18 protein-coding genes are annotated in these 20,535 nt (G+C 55.5%); all 18 read left to right on the forward strand.

What is annotated here, in order from left to right; all coding sequences use genetic code 11:
- The first annotated feature begins 1 nt into the window (after nt 1).
- The 18 genes from nuoE (at nt 2) to menE (ending at nt 20,515) form a co-directional block, all read left to right on the forward strand.
- Entirely contained in the window at nt 2-538 is a 537-nt protein-coding gene (nuoE, locus tag DXU84_RS04470) for an NADH-quinone oxidoreductase subunit NuoE (protein ID WP_228388940.1), read from the forward strand.
- Complete coding sequence (nuoF, locus tag DXU84_RS04475) at nt 535-1,896, forward strand: NADH-quinone oxidoreductase subunit NuoF (protein WP_013574593.1); 1,362 nt, start codon at nt 535-537, stop codon at nt 1,894-1,896. Before nuoE ends, nuoF begins: the two co-directional genes overlap by 4 nt.
- Nucleotides 1,897-2,039: 143 nt before the next feature.
- Entirely contained in the window at nt 2,040-4,766 is a 2,727-nt protein-coding gene (gene nuoG / locus DXU84_RS04480; RefSeq protein ID WP_121019636.1) for an NADH-quinone oxidoreductase subunit NuoG, read from the forward strand.
- Nucleotides 4,763-5,740, forward strand: a complete 978-nt coding sequence (gene nuoH, locus DXU84_RS04485; protein WP_013574595.1) for an NADH-quinone oxidoreductase subunit NuoH — start codon at nt 4,763-4,765, stop codon at nt 5,738-5,740. The genes nuoG and nuoH overlap by 4 nt, the downstream gene beginning before the upstream one ends.
- 14 nt (nt 5,741-5,754) lie before the next feature.
- Nucleotides 5,755-6,297, forward strand: a complete 543-nt coding sequence (gene nuoI / locus DXU84_RS04490; RefSeq protein WP_013574596.1) for an NADH-quinone oxidoreductase subunit NuoI — start codon at nt 5,755-5,757, stop codon at nt 6,295-6,297.
- Nucleotides 6,298-6,309: 12 nt separating this feature from the next.
- A complete protein-coding gene (nuoJ, locus tag DXU84_RS04495) occupies nt 6,310-6,870 on the forward strand; it encodes an NADH-quinone oxidoreductase subunit J (protein WP_013574597.1) in 561 nt (186 codons plus the stop codon).
- Complete coding sequence (gene nuoK / locus DXU84_RS04500) at nt 6,867-7,169, forward strand: NADH-quinone oxidoreductase subunit NuoK (RefSeq protein WP_004936014.1); 303 nt, start codon at nt 6,867-6,869, stop codon at nt 7,167-7,169. Before nuoJ ends, nuoK begins: the two co-directional genes overlap by 4 nt.
- Nucleotides 7,166-9,013: an NADH-quinone oxidoreductase subunit L gene (gene nuoL / locus DXU84_RS04505; RefSeq protein WP_013574598.1), complete on the forward strand. Its 1,848-nt coding sequence runs from the start codon at nt 7,166-7,168 to the stop codon at nt 9,011-9,013. Before nuoK ends, nuoL begins: the two co-directional genes overlap by 4 nt.
- A 97-nt stretch (nt 9,014-9,110) precedes the next feature.
- Nucleotides 9,111-10,640 (forward strand): NADH-quinone oxidoreductase subunit M, encoded by a 1,530-nt coding sequence (gene nuoM / locus DXU84_RS04510; RefSeq protein WP_013574599.1) that lies wholly within the window; start codon nt 9,111-9,113, stop codon nt 10,638-10,640.
- 6 nt (nt 10,641-10,646) lie between these two features.
- Nucleotides 10,647-12,107: an NADH-quinone oxidoreductase subunit NuoN gene (gene nuoN, locus DXU84_RS04515; protein ID WP_013574600.1), complete on the forward strand. Its 1,461-nt coding sequence runs from the start codon at nt 10,647-10,649 to the stop codon at nt 12,105-12,107.
- A gap of 204 nt (nt 12,108-12,311) precedes the next feature.
- The gene (locus DXU84_RS04520; RefSeq protein WP_013574601.1) at nt 12,312-12,827 is read left to right on the forward strand and encodes a DUF1097 domain-containing protein; all 516 of its coding nucleotides are present in this window, start codon (nt 12,312-12,314) and stop codon (nt 12,825-12,827) included.
- A 112-nt stretch (nt 12,828-12,939) separates the two neighbouring features.
- Nucleotides 12,940-13,248: a stress response protein ElaB gene (gene elaB / locus DXU84_RS04525; protein WP_013574602.1), complete on the forward strand. Its 309-nt coding sequence runs from the start codon at nt 12,940-12,942 to the stop codon at nt 13,246-13,248.
- 235 nt (nt 13,249-13,483) lie between these two features.
- A complete protein-coding gene (menF, locus tag DXU84_RS04530; RefSeq protein WP_037036193.1) occupies nt 13,484-14,821 on the forward strand; it encodes an isochorismate synthase MenF in 1,338 nt (445 codons plus the stop codon).
- Between the two features lie 23 nt (nt 14,822-14,844).
- Complete coding sequence (gene menD / locus DXU84_RS04535; RefSeq protein ID WP_112198242.1) at nt 14,845-16,518, forward strand: 2-succinyl-5-enolpyruvyl-6-hydroxy-3-cyclohexene-1-carboxylic-acid synthase; 1,674 nt, start codon at nt 14,845-14,847, stop codon at nt 16,516-16,518.
- The gene (menH, locus tag DXU84_RS04540) at nt 16,515-17,312 is read left to right on the forward strand and encodes a 2-succinyl-6-hydroxy-2,4-cyclohexadiene-1-carboxylate synthase (protein WP_153374998.1); all 798 of its coding nucleotides are present in this window, start codon (nt 16,515-16,517) and stop codon (nt 17,310-17,312) included. Before menD ends, menH begins: the two co-directional genes overlap by 4 nt.
- Nucleotides 17,299-18,156: a 1,4-dihydroxy-2-naphthoyl-CoA synthase gene (menB, locus tag DXU84_RS04545; RefSeq protein ID WP_013574606.1), complete on the forward strand. Its 858-nt coding sequence runs from the start codon at nt 17,299-17,301 to the stop codon at nt 18,154-18,156. Before menH ends, menB begins: the two co-directional genes overlap by 14 nt.
- Nucleotides 18,156-19,157: an o-succinylbenzoate synthase gene (gene menC / locus DXU84_RS04550; RefSeq protein WP_013574607.1), complete on the forward strand. Its 1,002-nt coding sequence runs from the start codon at nt 18,156-18,158 to the stop codon at nt 19,155-19,157. Before menB ends, menC begins: the two co-directional genes overlap by 1 nt.
- Nucleotides 19,142-20,515 (forward strand): o-succinylbenzoate--CoA ligase, encoded by a 1,374-nt coding sequence (menE, locus tag DXU84_RS04555; RefSeq protein WP_112151205.1) that lies wholly within the window; start codon nt 19,142-19,144, stop codon nt 20,513-20,515. The genes menC and menE overlap by 16 nt, the downstream gene beginning before the upstream one ends.
- Nucleotides 20,516-20,535: the final 20 nt, after the last annotated feature.

Below are 20,535 nucleotides of genomic sequence, written 5' to 3' on the forward strand. Positions count from 1 at the left end.
GATGACAGATATCAATAAAGACTCTGAAGTTCAGCACATCAATATCAGCGAGCCTGTTGTACCGCCGGTGTTTGTGCTGAGTGACGCTGAACGTGAAGCGATTGAGCACGAAAAACATCACTATGAAGATGCCCGTGCGGCCTCTATCGAAGCGTTGAAAATCGTGCAGAAAGCGCGTGGTTGGGTGCCGGACGGTGCTATCTACGCGATCTCCGATGTTCTGGGCATTCCTGCCAGCGACGTCGAAGGTGTGGCGACATTCTACAGCCAGATCTTCCGTCAGCCGGTCGGCCGCCATGTGATCCGTTACTGTGACAGCGTGGTGTGCCACATCACCGGTTATCAGGGGATCCAGGCCGCGCTGGAACAACAGTTGCACATCAAGCCGGGTGAGACGACCGAAGACGGGCGCTTCACCCTGCTGCCGACCTGCTGCCTCGGTAACTGTGACAAAGGCCCGTCAATGATGATTGATGAGGACACGCACAGCCATCTGACGCCGGAAGCGATCGGCTCGCTACTGGAGCGCTACGCATGACATATACCCCAAGACACATTGAACGCACACCGGAGATGCATCCGCTGACCTGGCGTATGCGTGACGACAAACAACCTGTCTGGATCGATGAATACCGTAGCAAAAACGGTTACGTCGGTGCGGAAAAAGCCCTTAAAGGCATGGCCCAGGAAGAAATCGTCAATCTGGTAAAAGACGCTGGCCTGAAAGGGCGCGGTGGCGCAGGTTTCTCCACGGGTCTGAAGTGGAGCCTGATGCCGAAAGACGAAAGCATGAATATCCGCTATCTGCTGTGTAACGCCGATGAGATGGAACCAGGTACGTATAAAGACCGATTGCTGATGGAACAAATGCCGCACCTGCTGGTGGAAGGCATGCTGATCTCCGCATTCGCGCTGAAATCTTACCGTGGTTACATTTTCCTGCGTGGCGAATATATCGAGGCTGCGGTGAACCTGCGCCGTGCGATTGCTGAAGCGACTGAAGCAGGTCTGTTGGGTAAAAATATTCTCGGCACCGGGTTTGATTTCGAACTGATTGTTCACACCGGGGCAGGGCGTTACATCTGTGGTGAAGAAACCGCGCTGATCAACTCCCTTGAAGGCCGCCGTGCTAACCCGCGTTCCAAGCCACCGTTCCCGGCATCTGCCGGCGCATGGGGTAAACCGACGTGTGTCAACAACGTCGAAACTCTGTGCAACGTGCCAGCGATTCTTGAGCACGGTGTGGACTGGTACAAAGGTATTTCTGCGGGCAAAAGTGAAGATGCCGGCACCAAACTGATGGGTTTCTCCGGCCGGGTAAAAAATCCGGGCGTCTGGGAACTGCCGTTTGGGACTACCGCACGTGAAATTCTTGAAGAGTATGCCGGTGGCATGCGCGATGGCCTGAAATTCAAAGCCTGGCAGCCGGGCGGGGCGGGGACAGACTTCCTGACCGCCGATCATCTGGATTTGCCGATGGACTTTGCCAGTATTGGTAAAGCCGGCAGCCGTCTGGGGACTGCACTGGCGATGGCCGTTGACAATGAAATTGGCATGGTTCCGCTGGTGCGTAACCTGGAAGAATTCTTCGCCCGTGAGTCTTGTGGCTGGTGTACACCGTGCCGCGATGGTTTGCCGTGGAGTGTGAAGATCCTGCGTGCGCTGGAACGTGGTGAAGGCCAGCCAGGGGATATCGAAACTCTCGAACAGCTTTGCCGCCAGCTTGGCCCGGGCAAAACCTTCTGCGCACATGCGCCGGGTGCTGTGGAGCCATTGCAGAGTGCGATTAAATATTTCCGGGAAGAGTTTGAGGCGGGTATCGCCAAACAGCATTACAACAACGCGCGTGCGATTGCGGGCATTCAGCCAAACAATCTGCTGAAAGAGCGTTGGTAGTGAGGGCAACAGGCAGCGGACGTGAGCCCGCTGTGCGCGAATTCCCGGAACAAGGGACGCGCTGTCGAGTGATATACGCCAACCCGGCAAGAATTTTTGATTAACGCCCGCCGTCAGGCGGGCCACGTGGAAGCATGCTGACTATGGCTACGATTCATGTAGACGGCAAAGAATACGATGTAGACGGAGCGGACAACCTGTTACAGGCTTGCCTCTCTCTCGGCCTCGATATTCCTTATTTTTGCTGGCATCCGGCGCTGGGAAGCGTCGGCGCTTGCCGCCAATGTGCGGTTAAGCAATACCAAAATGCGGAAGACACGCGCGGTCGTCTGGTGATGTCATGTATGACACCAGCGTCTGATGGCACCTTCATTTCCATCGACGACGGAGAAGCGAAAGAATTCCGTGAAAGCGTCGTGGAATGGCTGATGACCAACCACCCGCACGATTGTCCGGTATGTGAGGAAGGCGGTAACTGTCACCTGCAGGATATGACAGTCATGACCGGCCACAGTATGCGCCGTTACCGCTTCACCAAACGTACCCACAACAACCAGGATCTCGGCCCGTTCATTTCACACGAAATGAACCGCTGTATCGCCTGTTATCGCTGTGTCCGTTACTACAAGGATTACGCGGACGGCACCGATCTGGGTGTTTATGGCGCACACGACAACGTCTATTTCGGCCGTCCGGAAGATGGTCCGCTGGAAAGTGAGTTCTCCGGTAACCTGGTCGAAGTGTGTCCGACCGGCGTATTCACCGATAAAACGCACTCTGAACGTTATAACCGTAAATGGGACATGCAGTTTGCGCCAAGCATCTGTCAGCAATGTTCTGTTGGTTGTAACACCAGCCCGGGTGAGCGTTACGGCGAATTGCGTCGTATCGAAAACCGTTATAACGGTACCGTAAACCATTACTTCCTGTGCGACCGCGGTCGTTTCGGTTATGGCTACGTGAACCTGAAAGATCGTCCGAAGAAACCATTGCAGCTGCGTGGTAACGACTGGATCGAACTTAACGCTGAACAGGCGATGCAGGGCGCGGCAGATATTATTCGTCAGGCGAAGAAAACTATCGGTATCGGTTCTCCGCGCGCCAGCCTTGAAAGCAACTTTGCTTTGCGTGAACTGGTCGGCGCCGAAAACTTCTACACCGGTATCAACGCGGCAGAGCAGGGCCGTCTGCAACTGATGCTGAACATTCTGCGCAACAGCGGTGTTCACACACCGGCGCTGCGTGAAATCGAAGAGTACGATGCGGTTCTGGTGCTGGGTGAAGACTTAACCCAGACCGGCGCGCGTATCGCACTGTCTGTGCGTCAGGCCGTTAAAGGCAAAGCCCGCGCGATGGCGGCGGCACAGCGTGTTGCCGACTGGCAGATCGCGGCAGTCCAGAATATCGGTCAGCATGCCAAACATCCGTTGTTTATCACCAACGTGGATAACACCAAACTCGACGACATCGCGGCTTACAATTACCGTGCACCGGTCGATGAGCAGGCTCGTTTCGGCTTTGCTATCGCCCATGCGCTGGATAATTCTGCGCCCGCGGTCAGCGATCTGGCTGATGGCCTGAACAAGAAAATCGACGTGATCGTGCAGGCACTGACCGGTGCGCGCAAGCCGCTGATCATTACCGGCACCAGCGCCGGTTCTGATGCCATTATCGAAGCGGCCGCCAATATCGCCAAAGCGCTGAAAGTAGCAGGCAGCGATGTCGGCATTACGTTCGTGGCCTCTGCGGCCAACAGCATCGGTCTTTCGATGATTGGCGGCGGTTCGCTGGATGAAGCGCTTGAGTTGCTAACCCGTGGTGATGCTGACAGCGCCATCGTGATGGAAAATGACCTTTACCGTCAGGCGCCGGAAGCCAAAGTGGATGCGGCATTAGCCAAGGTGCAGAATCTGCTGGTTGTTGACCATCAGCGTACGCGCATTATGGATAGAGCCAGCCTGATCCTGCCTGCAGCAAGTTTTGCTGAAAGTGACGGTACGCTGGTGAATCAGGAAGGTCGCGCACAGCGCTTCTTCCAGGTTTACGACCCGGCTTACTACGACACAACGGTTGCCATGCTGGAAAGCTGGCGCTGGATGCACTCGCTGCATTCCACCATCAACAGCCGTCATGTTGACTGGACTCAGTTGGATCACGTGATCGAAGCCTGTGTTGAAGCACTGCCACAGCTGAAAGGCATGGTAGAAGCTGCGCCAAACGCCAGCTTCCGTATTCGTGGTCAGAAACTGGCCCGTTCTCCGGCACGTTCAAGTGGTCGTACTGCCATGCGCGCGAACATCAGCGTGCATGAACCGCGTCAGCCACAAGATAAAGACACCATGTTTGCCTTCTCGATGGAAGGGAACAACAGCCCGACAGCTAACCGCAATCAGGTGCCATTCGCCTGGGCGCCGGGCTGGAACTCACCGCAAGCCTGGAACAAATTCCAGAGCGAAGTTGGCGGCAGTTTGCGCCACGGTGATCCGGGTGTGCGTCTGATTGAAGCCGGTGAGGGGACACTCGATTACTTCACCACTATTCCGGCTGCCTTTACTGCACAGCGCGATAACTGGCGTGTCGCGCCTTACTATCACCTGTTCGGCAGCGAAGAAATGACACAGCGCTCGAAGGTTATCCAGCAACGTATGCCGCAGGCATATGTGATGGTTAACCCGGCAGATGCCGCGCAGTTAGGGGTGAACGCAGGTTCTCAGGTGGAATTCACCTGTGCCGGTCAGACACTGAAACTGCCGGTTCGTCTGAGCGAAACATTGAGTCAGGGCCAGGTTGGCCTGCCGCTGGGCTTACCGGGTATTCCTCCGGTGCTGGTTGGCGCAACGGTTGAAAATCTGCGGGAGGCAGCACAATGAGCTGGTTTACACCTGTAGTCATCGATTCGTTGATCGCCATTCTGAAAGCGGTGGTGATCCTGCTGGTTGTGGTGACCTGTGGGGCCTTCATGAGCTTCGGCGAGCGCCGTTTGCTGGGCCTGTTCCAGAACCGTTACGGGCCAAACCGTGTCGGCTGGGGCGGTTCCCTGCAACTGGTCGCTGACATGATCAAGATGTTCTTCAAGGAAGACTGGGTACCTAAATTCACCGACAAAGCCATCTTTACGCTGGCACCGATGATTGCGTTTACGTCCCTGCTGATTTCCTTTGCGATTGTTCCGGTCAGCCCGACCTGGTTCGCCGCCGATCTGAACATCGGTATTTTGTTCTTCCTGATGATGGCCGGTCTGACCGTCTATGCGGTGTTGTTCGCTGGCTGGTCCAGTAACAACAAATACTCGCTGTTGGGGGCGATGCGTGCATCCGCTCAGACGCTGAGCTACGAAGTATTCCTCGGTTTATCGCTGATGGGGGTCGTGGCGCAGGCGGGTTCTTTCAATCTGCAAGACATCGTCAATTCTCAGGCGCATGTGTGGAACATCATTCCGCAGTTCTTTGGCTTCGTGACCTTTGCGATTGCCGGCGTTGCTGTTTGCCACCGTCACCCGTTTGACCAGCCGGAAGCCGAGCAGGAACTGGCCGATGGTTACCACATTGAATATTCCGGTATGAAATTCGGTCTGTTCTTCGTGGGGGAATACATCGGTATCGTGACGGTCTCTGCGCTGATCGTCACCTTGTTCTTCGGTGGCTGGCAGGGGCCGTTCCTGCCGCCGTTTATCTGGTTTGCGTTGAAAACTGCTTTCTTCATGGTGATGTTCATTTTGATCCGTGCTGCTTTGCCGCGTCCCCGCTACGACCAGGTGATGTCATTTGGCTGGAAAGTTTGCCTGCCACTGACATTACTTAATCTGCTGGCGACCGCTGCGGTCATTTTGTACAACGCGCAATAAGGGGTGATGTAACCATGACATTGAAAGACATAGTGGTCGGGTTCGGTACCCAGGTTCGCAGCTTGTGGATGATAGGCATGCACGCCTTCGCCAAGCGCGAAACCCAGATGTACCCTGAAGTTCCGGTCAATCCACCTCCGCGTTACCGTGGCCGTATCGTGCTGACGCGCGATCCGGATGGTGAAGAGCGCTGCGTTGCTTGTAACCTATGTGCAGTAGCTTGTCCGGTAGGCTGTATTTCTCTGCAAAAAGCAGAAATGAAAGATGGCCGCTGGTATCCGGAATTCTTCCGCATCAACTTCTCACGCTGCATTTTCTGCGGTCTGTGTGAAGAAGCTTGCCCGACAACAGCCATTCAGCTGACGCCGGACTTTGAGCTGGGCGAATTTAAACGCCAGGATCTGGTGTATGAAAAAGAAGATCTGTTGATTTCGGGGCCGGGTAAATATCCGGAATACAATTTCTACCGGATGGCCGGTATGGCGATTGACGGCAAGTCGAAAGGCGAAGCTGAAAACGAAGCCAAACCGATCAACGTCAAAGGTCTGATGCCTTAAGGAGCCGCAAGCATGGAATTTGCATTTTATATTGCAGCCCTGGTGGCCGTGTTGGCGACATTGCGTGTGATCACGCATACCAACCCGGTACACGCACTGCTGTATTTGATCGTCTCTTTACTGGCGATCGCTGCGGTCTTCTTCTCGCTCGGTGCGTATTTCGCCGGTGCCCTGGAGATCATCGTATACGCCGGTGCCATTATGGTGCTGTTCGTGTTCGTGGTGATGATGCTCAACCTTGGCAACGTCCAGGAGCAGGAACGCGCATGGCTCAAACCTGCCACCTGGATCGGGCCTTCGGTTCTGTCTGTCATCCTGCTGGTGGTGATGATCATGTCAATCCTCGGGTTACATGATCACGGCATCAAAGGTGACATGGTTGATGCGAAAGCCGTCGGTATCGCACTGTTCGGACCTTACGTTCTGGCGGTTGAACTGGCATCAATGTTGCTGCTGGCCGGTCTGGTCGTGGCATTCCATATTGGTCGTGAGCACAAACCCGGTGAAGTCTTTGGTGACGCACCGGTGACGACCGAAATGGCAACAAAAAGAAAAACGGAGGAGAGAGCATGATCCCTCTACAACATGGTCTTATTCTGGCCGCGATCCTCTTTGTGTTGGGGCTTACCGGGCTGCTGGTTCGTCGTAACCTGTTGTTTATGCTGATCAGCCTCGAAGTGATGATCAACGCGGCAGCGCTGGCGTTCATCGTGGCGGGAAGCTACTGGGGTCAGGCGGACGGTCAGGTGATGTATATTCTGGCTATCAGCCTGGCTGCGGCGGAGGCCAGTATTGGTCTGGCGTTGTTGCTGCAACTGTATCGCCGTCGCCACACTCTCAATATTGATACTGTCAGTGAGATGCGCGGATGAACTTACTCTATTTAACAATTCTGTTCCCACTGATTGGCTTCCTGTTACTGGCCTTTTCACGCGGTCGCTGGTCTGAAAATACCTCCGCTACCATTGGTGTCGGGTCGATTGGTCTGGCAGCGCTGACCACTATTTATGTGGGTATCAATTTCCTCAGCCAGAAAGCGGCGGGTGTTGAAGTCTTTAACCAGCATTTGTGGAACTGGATGCAGGTCGGGGATTTCAATATTCCCGTCACACTCACGCTCGACGGTTTGTCGATGACCATGTTGTCTGTGGTCACCGGTGTCGGTTTCTTCATCCACATGTTCGCTTCCTGGTACATGCGCGGTGAAGAAGGCTATTCACGCTTCTTCGCGTACACCAACCTGTTTATCGCCAGCATGGTGATTCTGGTACTGGCAGACAACCTGTTGCTGATGTACCTCGGTTGGGAAGGTGTGGGCCTGTGCAGTTACCTGTTGATCGGTTTCTACTACACCCATCCGGCGAACGGTGCGGCTGCGATGAAAGCGTTCATCGTGACCCGTGTTGGTGATGTGTTCCTGGCTTTCGCGCTGTTCATCTTGTACCGCGAGCTGGGTACGCTGAACTTCCGTGAACTGATGATCCTGGCACCGCAGAAACTGGCAGTAGGCGATACGGCGATCACCTGGGCGACCCTGATGTTACTGGGTGGCGCAGTGGGTAAATCCGCACAGCTTCCGCTTCAGACCTGGCTGGCAGACGCCATGGCCGGTCCGACGCCGGTTTCTGCGCTAATCCACGCCGCGACCATGGTTACCGCCGGTGTTTATCTGATTGCCCGCACGCACGGCCTGTTCCTGATGGCGCCGGAAATTCTGCATCTGGTGGGTATTATTGGTGCGGTCACGCTGGTGCTGGCGGGCTTTGCCGCGCTGGTGCAAACTGATATCAAACGTGTTCTCGCGTACTCGACCATGAGCCAGATTGGTTACATGTTCCTGGCGCTGGGTGTTCAGGCGTGGGATGCCGCTATCTTCCACCTGATGACGCATGCGTTCTTCAAAGCACTGTTGTTCCTTTCTTCCGGTTCGGTCATTTTGGCCTGCCACCACGAGCAGAACATCTTCAAAATGGGTGGATTACGTAAATCCATTCCTCTTGTCTATCTCTGCTTCCTGGTCGGTGGCGCGGCGCTGTCCGCCTTGCCAATCATCACTGCGGGCTTCTTCAGTAAAGACGAAATCCTCGCGGGTGCGCTGGCTAACGGCCACCTGAATCTGATGGTTGCCGGTCTGGTCGGTGCGTTTATGACCTCGCTGTACACCTTCCGCATGATCTTCATCGTCTTCCACGGCGAAGAAAAAATTAAAGCCCATGCGGGTAAAGGCATCACTCACCACCTGCCGCTGCTGGTGTTACTGGTTCTGTCCACCTTCATTGGCGCAATGATTGTTCCGCCACTGAAAGGCGTACTGCCGGATACCACTGAGCTGGCGCACGGCAGCGTGCTGACGCTGGAAATCACTTCAGGCGTGATTGCAATTGCTGGCATTCTGCTGGCGGCAGCCCTGTATCTGGGTAAACGCTCGCTGGTCAACAGCATTGCGAAAAGCGCACCGGGACGTTTCTTCACGACCTGGTGGTTCCATGCCTGGGGCTTCGACTGGCTGTACGACATGATTTTCGTCAAACCTTATCTGCTGGTTGCGAAACTCCTGCAACGTGATCCGCTGAACTCAATGATGAATCTGCCTGCGCTGTTTGCCCGTCTGGGTAACCGTGGTCTGACTCTCAGCGAAAACGGTCAGGTACGTTGGTACGTCGCGTCAATGGGGCTCGGTGCAGTCGTTGTTCTGACGCTGCTGCTGGTGATTTAAGCCTGCATTACAGGTGTAGTTATCAATGCTGGCCTGTTCCCGTAACGGGCCGGCAAGTGAAATAGCCTTCGGGCATAAAAGAAGGGAACGACACGCCATGCTATTACCTTGGCTAATATTTATCCCCTTTATCGGCGGGCTGCTGTGCTGGCAGACTGAGCGCTTTGGGAGCAAAGTACCGCGCTGGATCGCGTTGATTGCGATGGGGCTGACGCTGGCTCTTTCCGTGCAATTGTGGTTGCAGGGAGGATATTCATTAACGACGCCTGCGGGTATTCCACAGTGGCAATCCGAGTTTTCATTGCCATGGATCCCACGTTTTGGCATCAGCTTCCATCTGGCACTGGACGGTTTGTCCCTGCTGATGGTGGTGCTGACCGGTCTGCTGGGTGTTCTGGCGATCCTCTGTTCCTGGCGTGAAATCCAGAAGTATCAGGGATTCTTCCATCTGAACTTGCTGTGGATCCTCGGCGGTGTCATCGGTGTGTTCCTTGCCATCGACATGTTCCTGTTCTTCTTCTTCTGGGAAATGATGCTGGTGCCGATGTACTTCCTGATTGCCTTGTGGGGTCACAAAGCGTCAGACGGTAAAACGCGTATCAGCGCAGCAACCAAATTCTTCATCTATACACAGTCCAGCGGACTGGTGATGTTGATTGCTATCCTCGGCCTGGTGTTTGTGCACTACAATGCCACCGGCGTATGGACATTCAACTATGCCGACCTGCTGAAAACGCCAATGTCGCACGGTGTTGAATATCTGCTGATGCTTGGCTTCTTCATCGCCTTTGCGGTGAAAATGCCGGTTGTGCCATTGCATGGCTGGTTGCCGGATGCACACAGTCAGGCACCGACCGCAGGTTCCGTTGACTTAGCCGGTATCTTGCTGAAAACCGCGGCCTACGGGATGTTGCGTTTCTGTCTGCCTCTGTTCCCGGAAGCGTCTCACCAGTTCGCACCGATTGCCATGTGGCTGGGTGTCATTGGTATCTTCTACGGTGCGTGGATGGCGTTCTGCCAGACCGATATTAAACGTCTGATTGCGTACACCTCCGTTTCGCACATGGGCTTCGTACTGATTGCCATCTACACCGGCAGCCAGCTGGCGTACCAGGGCGCGGTTATCCAGATGATTGCACACGGTCTTTCCGCAGCCGGTATGTTCATCATCTGTGGTCAGCTATACGAACGTCTGCATACCCGTGATATGCGCCAGATGGGCGGATTGTGGGGCCGGATTAAATACCTGCCAGCGTTGTCGCTGTTCTTCGCCGTCGCTACTTTGGGGATGCCGGGTACAGGTAATTTCGTCGGTGAATTCCAGATCCTGTTCGGCAGCTACCCGGTTGTGCCGGTGATCACTGTCATCTCAACCTTTGGTCTGGTGTTCGCTTCGGTTTACTCACTGGTGATGATGCAGCGCGCTTACTATGGCAAAGCAAAATCTGACGAACCGCTGCCGGGCATGACCTCACGCGAACTGTCGATCATCTTGTTACTTGTTGTATTGCTGGTGGCGCTGGGCTTCTACCCGCAGCCAATTCTGGATACTTCAAGTGCTGCGATGAGCAACATTCAGCACTGGTTCGGGTCTTCAGTTTCCACTATTTCAACGACAAGGCCGTAACTCGCCATGACATTTACACTTCAAAATCTGATCGCACTATTACCGCTGATGATCGTCGGATTGACGGTGGTGGTGGTGATGCTGTCCATTGCGTGGCGACGCGACCATTTTCTTAATGCCACACTGACAGTCATCGGGCTGAACGTTGCCTTACTTTCCCTTTACTACGTCGGGCAGGTCGGCCCGCAGGACGTCACACCGCTGCTGCGCGTTGACGGCTACTCGATGTTCTACATCGGGCTGGTGCTGCTGGCGAGCCTGGCTACCAGCACGTTTGCTTACCCTTGGCTGGCCGGTTATCCGGACAACCGCGAAGAGTTCTACCTGTTAGTTCTCATTGCGGCGATGGGCGGTATTCTGCTGGCATGCTCTAACCATCTGGCGTCAATGTTCCTCGGAATCGAACTGATTTCCCTGCCATTGTTCGGCCTGATTGGTTACGCCTACCGCCAGAAACGCTCGCTGGAAGCTGCCATCAAATACATGCTGCTGTCGGCTGCCGCATCATCCTTCCTGCTGTTTGGTATGGCGCTGCTGTACGCACAGTCCGGTGATTTGTCCTTTGCGTCACTGGGCAAAAACCTGGGCGACGGCGTGATGCTGCACCAGCCGCTGCTGATGGCCGGTCTGGGCATGATGATTGTGGGGCTGGGCTTCAAGCTGTCGCTGGTTCCGTTCCACCTGTGGACGCCAGATGTGTATCAGGGCGCACCTGCACCGGTCTCGACTTTCCTGGCAACCGCCAGCAAGATCGCGATCTTTGCTGTGGTCATGCGTTTGTTCCTGTATGCGCCGGTAGCTGACAGCGAATCCATCCGCATCGTGCTGGGCATTATTGCCTTCTGCTCGATTCTGGTGGGTAACCTGATGGCCATCAGTCAGAGCAACATCAAACGTCTGCTCGGTTATTCCTCCATCGCGCACCTGGGGTATCTGCTGGTGGCACTGATTGCGGTACAAACGCACCAGTTGTCGATGGAAACTGTGGGCGTATATCTGGCGGGTTATCTGTTCAGTAGCCTCGGCGCTTTCGGTGTGGTCAGTCTGATGTCCAGCCCGTACAAAGGGCCGGATGCTGAATCACTGTTCTCTTATCGTGGTCTGTTCTGGCATAAGCCAATTCTGTCTGCGGTGATGACCGTGATGATGCTGTCACTGGCCGGTATTCCGATGACGCTCGGCTTTATCGGTAAGTTCTACGTGATTGCGACCGGTGTGACCGCGCATCTGTGGTGGCTGACCGGTGCTGTGGTTGTCGGTTCTGCGATTGGTCTTTACTACTACCTGCGCGTAACGGTGAGCTTGTATCTGAGCGCGCCTGAAACGCTGGTTCGTGATACGCCAAACAACTGGGCGCTCACGGCGGGTGGGGTAGTCGTACTGATTTCCGCGATTCTGGTGCTGCTGCTGGGTATCTTCCCGCAACCGTTGATTTCGCTGGTACAGATGGCGCAACCGCTGCTCTGATAAAGTCTGCAAACGCAGTCTGAAAGCTGACGAAGCCGCTCGCATGAGCGGCTTTTTTAATCGTATTGGTTAGATATTGTGATGCAAATCACATTTATATGTACGTTCAATAAATTATTACATTGGTTTTGTGATCTCTCCCATTTCATTATTCCTGCCAATGCGTACACTGCGCGCTTGTTCAGATTCGTACAGGTTCACACCATGAATGTTTTAGTGATGATCGCCATTACCACCGGTATCCTCTCCGGTATCTGGGGCTGGGTTGCGATTAGCTTTGGCCTGATAAGCTGGGCGGGTTTTCTTGGATGCACGGCATATTTTGCGTGTCCGCAGGGCGGATTACGCGGATTGCTGATCAGCACGCTGACCTGTCTCAGCGGTGTATTCTGGGCTGTCGTGATCATCGCGGGAAGCGCAATGCGTCCGGAATGGAGCATTCTTGGTTATCTGCTGACTGGCGTAGTGGCGTTTCTGATGTGTATTCAGGCACGGCAGCAGTGGCTGGCCTTTGTACCGGGTACCTTTATTGGTGCCTGCGCGACCTTCGCCGCACAAGGTGACTGGCGTCAGGTGGTGGTATCTTTGCTGGTCGGGCTGGTATTCGGTTATGCAATGAAAAACAGCGGATTATGGCTGGCAAAACAGCGTGAAAAGCAGCAAAGCGACGCCAGGAAAGGGGCGGTTTTCACTGAAACGAAAGGGTCAGAAGGTTCTTAATTCCTCGGTTTTTCTGCAGTTTAGGGCGGATCCTTCAGGCAATTACTCCTGATATACGCTAGGGTTAAAAGCAGTCTATGCTTTTACACGAACACATCATAAGGAGATAACCATGGCTGACCAATTTGAGACACAGCAAAATTCGCTGGACGACGATTTACGCATGCTGACTGAAACGCTGGAAGAAGTACTGAAGTCCTCTGGTGACAAAGCGGATGAGAAGTACATTCAGGTCAAAGCACGCGCAGAAAATGCGCTGAAAGACATCAAATCACGTATTGACCCGGCTGCACGCTCTTACTGCAAGAAAGCCCGTCTGGTAGCGGAAAGAACTGACGACTATGTGCATGAAAACCCATGGCATGGTGTGGGTGTCGGTGCTGCCGTAGGTCTGGTTGTCGGCCTGCTGCTGCGTCGTTAATCTGACTGAACAGGGGCAGCGCGTGCTGCTCCTGTTTTGTTTCTCCCGGTTTGCTTACTCCTTTCTCCCTGCCTATACTCCTTCTTAGCTAATGGCACTCACTTCAGCTTGATCTGTCGCATATTTTCATTTTTCGTATCGCCGCATAATTCATCCGTAATTGATCCAACCCGTTTTTTGATCCAGAAGGGTATTTCTGCCCGTCACTAAACATCCGGTATGGCCTGAGGTAGCGGTGAAACAAATATCAGCAATCATTGAGCAGCTTGATACGACGCTGGCAGGCGAATGGCCTGATGCAGCGGGGATCCGGCAGTTCAGTTATTCCCTGCAAAAACAGCCTGACACCGGCCTGCTGGAATGGTTGTCTGCGCAACCCTGCTACCCGAAATTCTACTGGCAACATCGTGATGGCAATGAAGAAGCCGCTGTTTGTGGTGATGCCTACTCATTTTGCGATACCGCCCGGGCACAGGCGTTCATCCGCGAGCACCAGGATGAACCCGATTTGCATATCTGGGGGTTGAATGCGTTTAACGGGGCTGACGGGGCTGCAATAGCTGCCAACGCACTGTTTCTTCCGCGCATCGAACTTTGCCGTCAGGGAAACAGTTACTGGCTGCGGTGTACCGTTTTCAGCCCACATTCTTTACGCGATGAGGCACGTCGCACCCGCTTATTTTTACGTTCACTGGTCGTCAGCCGCGCCTTACCGTCGATCGCTTCCCGTGTATTGCAACATCATCATTTACCGGACGAGCCTCAGTGGAAACAGTTGATAGACCGCGCGCTGTCGGGTATTGAGCAGCATCAGTTCGACAAAGTGGTGCTGGCGCGAAAAACCACCTTAACGCTCAGCCAGCCGCTGAATGCCTGCGCATTTCTTGCCGCCAGCCGCGACGTTAATCATCACTGTTACCATTTCATGCTGGCTTTTACCCCGCAACAGGCGTTTCTGGGCTCCAGCCCGGAACGTTTATTCTTGCGTGATCACACCGAACTCTATACCGAAGCGCTGGCGGGAACCGTGGCCAATCATCCCGATGACCGGGAAGCGCGGGCGCTGGGGGACTGGCTGCTCAGCGATGGCAAAAACCAACGCGAAAATTTACTGGTCGTCGACGATATCTGCCAGCGCTTACAGGGCGGGGCGCATTCGCTGGATGTGACGCCAGCGGAGATTTTACGTCTGCGCAAGGTGCAGCATTTACGCCGCAATATTCACGGTGAGCTGACCGACCCCGATGACGCTGCTTGCCTGCAACGTCTGCAACCGACCGCAGCAGTGGCCGGATTACCCCGTCAGGCCGCGCGTGAATTTATCGCCGAATTTGAGCCTTTTGACCGCGAGTGGTATGCCGGTTCCGCCGGGTATCTCAGTGCTGAACAAAGTGAATTTACCGTCGCGTTACGTTCGGCGACGGTGAAAGGACATCATCTTGAACTCTACGCAGGCGCGGGGATTGTCGCCGGTTCTGACGCTGCACAGGAATGGCAGGAAATCGAAAACAAAGCCGCTGGTTTACGCACTTTGTTGGAAGAGCATTATACGCCTGCCGTTCAGGCCGGATAACCCCTTGCCGGAGTGAATTGAACATGTCTGTTGCCGTCTTTAACCGCCGCTGGGCGACGCTTATCCTCGAAGCGTTAACCCGACATCAGGTGCAGCATGTGTGCATCGCGCCCGGTTCCCGCTCTACACCGCTAACCCTTGCCGCCGCCGCGCATCCGCACCTTATCTGCCACACCCATTTTGATGAACGCGGCCTTGGCCATCTGGCTCTCGGGCTGGCAAAAGCCAGCGGGCAGCGGGTGGCGATCATCGTCACCTCCGGCACGGCGGTGGCAAATTTATATCCGGCGCTGATCGAAGCCGGGCTGACCGGCGAAAAGCTGGTGTTGCTCACGGCTGATCGTCCGCCGGAACTCATCGATTGCGGTGCGAATCAGGCTATCCGCCAGACCGGCATGTTTGCCAGTCACCCCGTCGGGACGCTGGATTTACCGCGTCCGACGCCCGAAATCAGTGCGCGCTGGCTGGTTTCTGCGCTGGATAATACGCTGGCGCAGCAGACGCACGGCGCCGTGCACATTAACTGTCCGTTCGCCGAACCGTTGTATGGCGAGGACAACGGCGAGCATCAGGACTGGTTGCTGGCGCTGGGCGACTGGTGGCAGGGCCATGAACCGTGGCTGAATTATTCTCAGGTTTTGCCTGCAATCGCGCAGCCGGACTGGTTTTCCTGGCGGCAAAAGCGCGGCGTCATTATCGCTGGCCGTCTTTCTGCCTGCGAAAGTGAACAGGTGGCGCAGTGGGCGGCGCAACTGGGCTGGCCGTTGATCAGTGATGTGCAGGCATCAACCGGCAATCCGCTTCCCTGCGCAGATTTGTGGCTGGCATCGCCGCAGGCGCAGGCGATACTGGCGCACGTCCAGTTGGTTATCCAGTTCGGTGGCGGTCTGACCGGTAAGCGCCTGCTGCAATGGCAGGCGACCTGTCAACCCGATGAATACTGGCTGGTTGACCCGCTGTCAGGCCGTCAGGATCCGGCGCAGCATCGCGGTCGTCGTCTACAGGCCCGCGTCAGTGAATGGTTACAGTCTCACCCGGCACAGCCTCAGCCTGACTGGGCAGAAGCCCTTGAGCATTGCTCGCAGCGGGCGTTACATGCGGTTGAAACCCGTCTCGACGGTGTATTTGGCGAGGCCGCCGCAGCGTGGCAGCTTCCGGCTTTATTACCTGAGCACGGCCAGTTATTTCTTGGCAACAGTCTGATTGTTCGTCTGGTGGATGCCTTTGCCCAACTCCCCGCCGGTTATCCTGTTTTCGCCAATCGCGGGGCAAGCGGTATTGACGGGCTGCTGTCCACCGCCGCAGGTGTGCAGCGCGCGACCTGCAAACCGACGCTGGTGCTGCTGGGTGATATCTCTGCACTTTATGATTTAAACGCGCTGGCGCTGATGCGTCAGTGTTCCGCGCCGACGGTGATTATTGTGGTGAATAACAATGGTGGACAAATTTTCTCGTTGTTGCCAACGCCCGAAGCCGAGCGGCAGCGTTTTTACTGCATGCCGCAGAACGTCAGCTTCAGCCATGCGGCAGCGATGTTTGGTCTGGATTATGCCTGTCCGGCATCGATGTCTGAGCTTCATCATGCCGTCAGACAATGCTGGCAGCATGGTGGCGTGAAACTGATCGAGTTGAAAGTCAGTGAGACAGAAGGGGCAGAATGCCTGCGTTCGCTGGTGAAGGAGATGAGCGCATCATGACGCTGGCCTGTCACACACTCAACCCAGAGGTTAAAGATCGTCCGTGGCTGGTGTTTCTCCACGGCCTGCTGGGCAGTGCAGATGACTGGCAACCCTTACTTCCTGCGCTTGAAGGCTGGCCTTGTCTGTTTGTGGATTTACCGGGACATGGTCGTTCCGCGTCGCTGACCGCTGCCGGATTTGCGGATGTCAGCCAGCTGTTAACCGATACCCTGCACGAAAATAACGTCACTGCGTACTGGCTGATCGGCTACTCGCTGGGGGGGCGCATCAGTCTGTATCACGCCTGTCAGGGTGATCGCAGCGGATTGCAGGGGCTGCTGGTGGAAGGCGCACATCCGGGGCTGACCTGTCAGGCTGAACGCGCACAACGCCGCCATCATGATCAGCAATGGGCGGCTCGCTTTTTGCAAGTACCGTGGAAACAGGCGCTGGAAAGCTGGTATCGCCAGCCGGTGTTTTCCAGCCTGACCGATGCGCAACGCCAGCAAATGATCGTGCTGCGTGAGAACAACAACCCGCACTCTGTCTCTGCCATGCTGGCGGCCACGTCGCTTTCGGTACAGCCTGATTTACGTGCACAATTGCTGCGGCTTTCCCTGCCGGTTGTGTGGTTGTGTGGCAGTCAGGACGCCAAGTTTATTCATCTTGCGCAGCAATCCGGTTTCGGGCTACGCACTGTCGCTAATGCCGGGCATAACGCCCACCGTGATAACCCGGCGGAATTTGCCCGTCAGGCGCTGGCATTTATTACTTCACCTGTCTTAAAGGAAGTTGAACATGATTTATCCTGATGAAAAAGAACTGTACGCGCCGGTCGAATGGCGTGATTGTACCGGCGAGTTTGAAGATATTCGTTACCACAAATCTACCGACGGCATCGCTAAAATCACCATCAACCGTCCGCAGGTTCGCAATGCATTTCGTCCGCTGACCGTCAAAGAAATGATCCGCGCACTCGACGATGCCCGTAACGACGAAGGCATCGGCGTGATCGTGCTGACCGGTGAAGGCGAAAAAGCCTTCTGTGCGGGCGGCGATCAGAAAGTGCGTGGCGATTACGGTGGTTATCAGGATGCCAGCGGTGTGCATCATCTCAACGTGCTGGATTTCCAGCGCCAGATCCGCACCTGTCCGAAACCAGTCGTGGCGATGGTTGCTGGTTATTCCATTGGCGGCGGCCATGTTCTGCATATGATGTGTGACCTGACCATTGCGGCAGATAACGCCATCTTCGGGCAGACCGGCCCGAAAGTTGGTTCTTTCGACGGCGGCTGGGGCGCATCCTATATGGCGCGTATCGTCGGTCAGAAAAAGGCCCGTGAAATCTGGTTCCTGTGCCGTCAGTACGATGCCAAAGCGGCGCTGGATATGGGGCTGGTCAACACCGTAGTTCCTCTGGCTGATCTGGAAAAAGAAACGGTGCGCTGGTGTCGTGAAATGCTGGAAAACAGTCCGATGGCACTGCGTTGCCTGAAAGCCGCACTGAACGCCGATTGCGACGGTCAGGCAGGGCTTCAGGAACTGGCAGGGAACGCCACAATGTTGTTCTACATGACCGATGAAGGTCAGGAAGGTCGCAACGCGTTTAATGAAAAACGCCAGCCGGACTTCAGCAAATTTAAGCGTAATCCATAATGCGTCGCGCCACGGTGTACCGGTACAGCGTGCCGATGGAGGCTGGGGTGGTGCTGCGCAATCAGCGCCTGAAAACCCGCGACGGTTTTTTGGTGTCACTGTGGCAGGACGAAGCAACGGGTTGGGGCGAAGTTGCGCCGCTGCCCGGTTTTAGTGTGGAAGATGTGTCTCAGGCGCAGGATGCCGTTCAGCATGGCCTGAGCCAGTGGGTGCAGGGGGCCTCGCTGGCTGCCGTTGCCTCTGCGTTCAGTGCTTTACCTTCGGTGGCTTTCGGGCTGAGTTGTGCGGACGCCGAATTACGCGGCGAATTGCCCGAAGTGCTGAGCACGCGCTGTGCACCGTTGTGTCATGGCGATCCGAATGAGCTTTATGCGCGTCTGGGGGCGCTGCCGGGCGATTTTCGCGGCAGGAAAGTGGCTAAGGTGAAAGTGGGATTGTACGAATCCGTCGGCGATGGTCTGAATGTCAGTATGTTGCTGGAAGCCTTGCCGGAACTGCATTTGCGCCTTGATGCCAACCGCAGCTGGACGCCGGTCAAAGCCGAAGGGTTTGCCCGTCATGTGGCGCCCGAACTGCGTTCACGCATCGCGTTTATCGAAGAACCGTGCCTGACCCGCGAGCAGTCCCGCGATTTCGCCCGTCTGACCGGTATTGCGATCGCCTGGGATGAAAGCGTGCGCGAAACCGGTTTTACCGTGAAGGCCGAACCCGGGCTGGCGGCGATCATCATCAAACCCACGCTGACCGGCAGTCTGATGCGTTGCCGTCAGCTGATCGCGCAGGCGCATGCCGCAGGGCTGGAAGCTGTGATCAGTTCCTCCATCGAGTCGAGTCTCGGGCTGACACAACTGGCGCGCATTGCCCAATGGCTGACGCCGGACGCCATTCCGGGGCTGGATACGCTGGATCTCATGCGGACGCAGTTGATCCGTCGCTGGCCGGGCTCTGAATTACCGCTAACGGATGTGTCTGATCTGGAGATTGTGTGGCAGAGCAAATGATCAACGACTGGCCATGGCGTGAAAGGGCAAACCTTTCACCTTTTGCCGTAGCGCTGAAAGCGGGAGATATCACCTGGTGCTGGCGTGATTTACAGCACCGCATCGACACGCTGGCAGCCGGTTTTATTGCGCAGGGTGTGGGCGAAGGCGCGGGTGTGGTTTTGCGCAGTAAAAACACCCTTGATGCCGTACTCAGCTATCTGGCGTTATTACAAACCGGCGCGCGCCTGTTACCGCTTAATCCGCAACTGCCTTGGGCATTATGTGATGAACTGCTTTCGCAACTCGATATCGCTTTTGTACTGGATCTGGCGGAGCCGGAACTGCCGCTGAATATTCCCGCGCTGACCATGCAGAATGCCTGTTGGCTCAGTTCTGCCGGATGGCAACCGCAGCGTATTGCCACACTGACGCTGACATCGGGTTCCAGCGGTTTACCGAAAGCCGCAGCACATACGGTTGCCGCCCATCTCGCCAGTGCGGCGGGTGTGCTGAACCTGATCCCTTTCACCCGTAACGATAGCTGGTTACTTTCTCTGCCACTGTTTCATGTTTCCGGGCAAGGCATCGTCTGGCGCTGGCTGCTGGCCGGCGCTACGCTGATGCTGTCCGAAGACCAACCGCTCGATGCAGCGCTGGCAGAATGCAGCCACGCTTCGCTGGTACCGACGCAACTCTGGCGTCTGCTGCAAGGCACGCCGGTGCCTGAAAAGCTGACAGACGTTTTGCTTGGTGGGGCGCAAATTCCTCTGGCGCTGACTGAACAGGCAGAAAAAGCAGGAATACGCTGCTGGTGCGGATATGGGCTGACGGAAACTGCGTCCACAGTGACGGCGAAACGAGCCGATGGCAGCGCCGGTATCGGTCAGGTATTGGCGGGGAAGGAAGTCAAAATCGTTGATCAGGAGATCCTGATCCGTACCGCCAGTATGGCTAGTGGTTACTGGAAAAACGGTCAGCTATCACCGGTGACTGATGCGCAAGGGTGGTTGCATACCCGCGACCGTGGCACGTGGATTGACGATGAACTGCAGGTGGCCGGGCGGATGGATAATTTGTTTTTCAGCGGCGGAGAAGGGATCCAACCTGAAGATATCGAGAAAGTGCTGGTCAGCCACCCGCAGGTTTCGCAGGCATTTGTGGTTCCGGTGGAAGATGAGCAATTTGGTCAGCGACCGGTCGCCGTGCTCGAAGCACAAGCCGGGCTGGTGTATGAGGAACTCAATCGCTGGCTGAGCGATAAGATCCCGCGTTTCCAGTTGCCGGTGGCCTATCATCCGCTGCCCGGGGCTTTGTCGCAGGGGGGGATTAAAATCTCGCGGGCGAGCGTCCGGCAATGGGTAGAAATGCTTTCGTAAAACAATAGCCCGGAATAAAC

It is taken from the genome of Rahnella sp. RcJ3, assembly GCF_009498575.1.
GTDB lineage: Bacteria > Pseudomonadota > Gammaproteobacteria > Enterobacterales > Enterobacteriaceae > Rahnella > Rahnella aceris.

Bases quoted from the DNA above. Each gene is read 5' to 3' on its own strand.
- nuoE (WP_228388940.1), top strand. From the start codon at position 2: ATGACAGATATCAATAAAGACTCTGAAGTTCAGCACATCAATATCAGC.
- nuoF (WP_013574593.1), top strand. From the start codon at position 535: ATGACATATACCCCAAGACACATTGAACGCACACCGGAGATGCATCCG.
- nuoG (WP_121019636.1), top strand. From the start codon at position 2,040: ATGGCTACGATTCATGTAGACGGCAAAGAATACGATGTAGACGGAGCG.
- nuoH (WP_013574595.1), top strand. From the start codon at position 4,763: ATGAGCTGGTTTACACCTGTAGTCATCGATTCGTTGATCGCCATTCTG.
- nuoI (WP_013574596.1), top strand. From the start codon at position 5,755: ATGACATTGAAAGACATAGTGGTCGGGTTCGGTACCCAGGTTCGCAGC.
- nuoJ (WP_013574597.1), top strand. From the start codon at position 6,310: ATGGAATTTGCATTTTATATTGCAGCCCTGGTGGCCGTGTTGGCGACA.
- nuoK (WP_004936014.1), top strand. From the start codon at position 6,867: ATGATCCCTCTACAACATGGTCTTATTCTGGCCGCGATCCTCTTTGTG.
- nuoL (WP_013574598.1), top strand. From the start codon at position 7,166: ATGAACTTACTCTATTTAACAATTCTGTTCCCACTGATTGGCTTCCTG.
- nuoM (WP_013574599.1), top strand. From the start codon at position 9,111: ATGCTATTACCTTGGCTAATATTTATCCCCTTTATCGGCGGGCTGCTG.
- nuoN (WP_013574600.1), top strand. From the start codon at position 10,647: ATGACATTTACACTTCAAAATCTGATCGCACTATTACCGCTGATGATC.
- DXU84_RS04520 (WP_013574601.1), top strand. From the start codon at position 12,312: ATGAATGTTTTAGTGATGATCGCCATTACCACCGGTATCCTCTCCGGT.
- elaB (WP_013574602.1), top strand. From the start codon at position 12,940: ATGGCTGACCAATTTGAGACACAGCAAAATTCGCTGGACGACGATTTA.
- menD (WP_112198242.1), top strand. From the start codon at position 14,845: ATGTCTGTTGCCGTCTTTAACCGCCGCTGGGCGACGCTTATCCTCGAA.
- menH (WP_153374998.1), top strand. From the start codon at position 16,515: ATGACGCTGGCCTGTCACACACTCAACCCAGAGGTTAAAGATCGTCCG.
- menB (WP_013574606.1), top strand. From the start codon at position 17,299: ATGATTTATCCTGATGAAAAAGAACTGTACGCGCCGGTCGAATGGCGT.
- menC (WP_013574607.1), top strand. From the start codon at position 18,156: ATGCGTCGCGCCACGGTGTACCGGTACAGCGTGCCGATGGAGGCTGGG.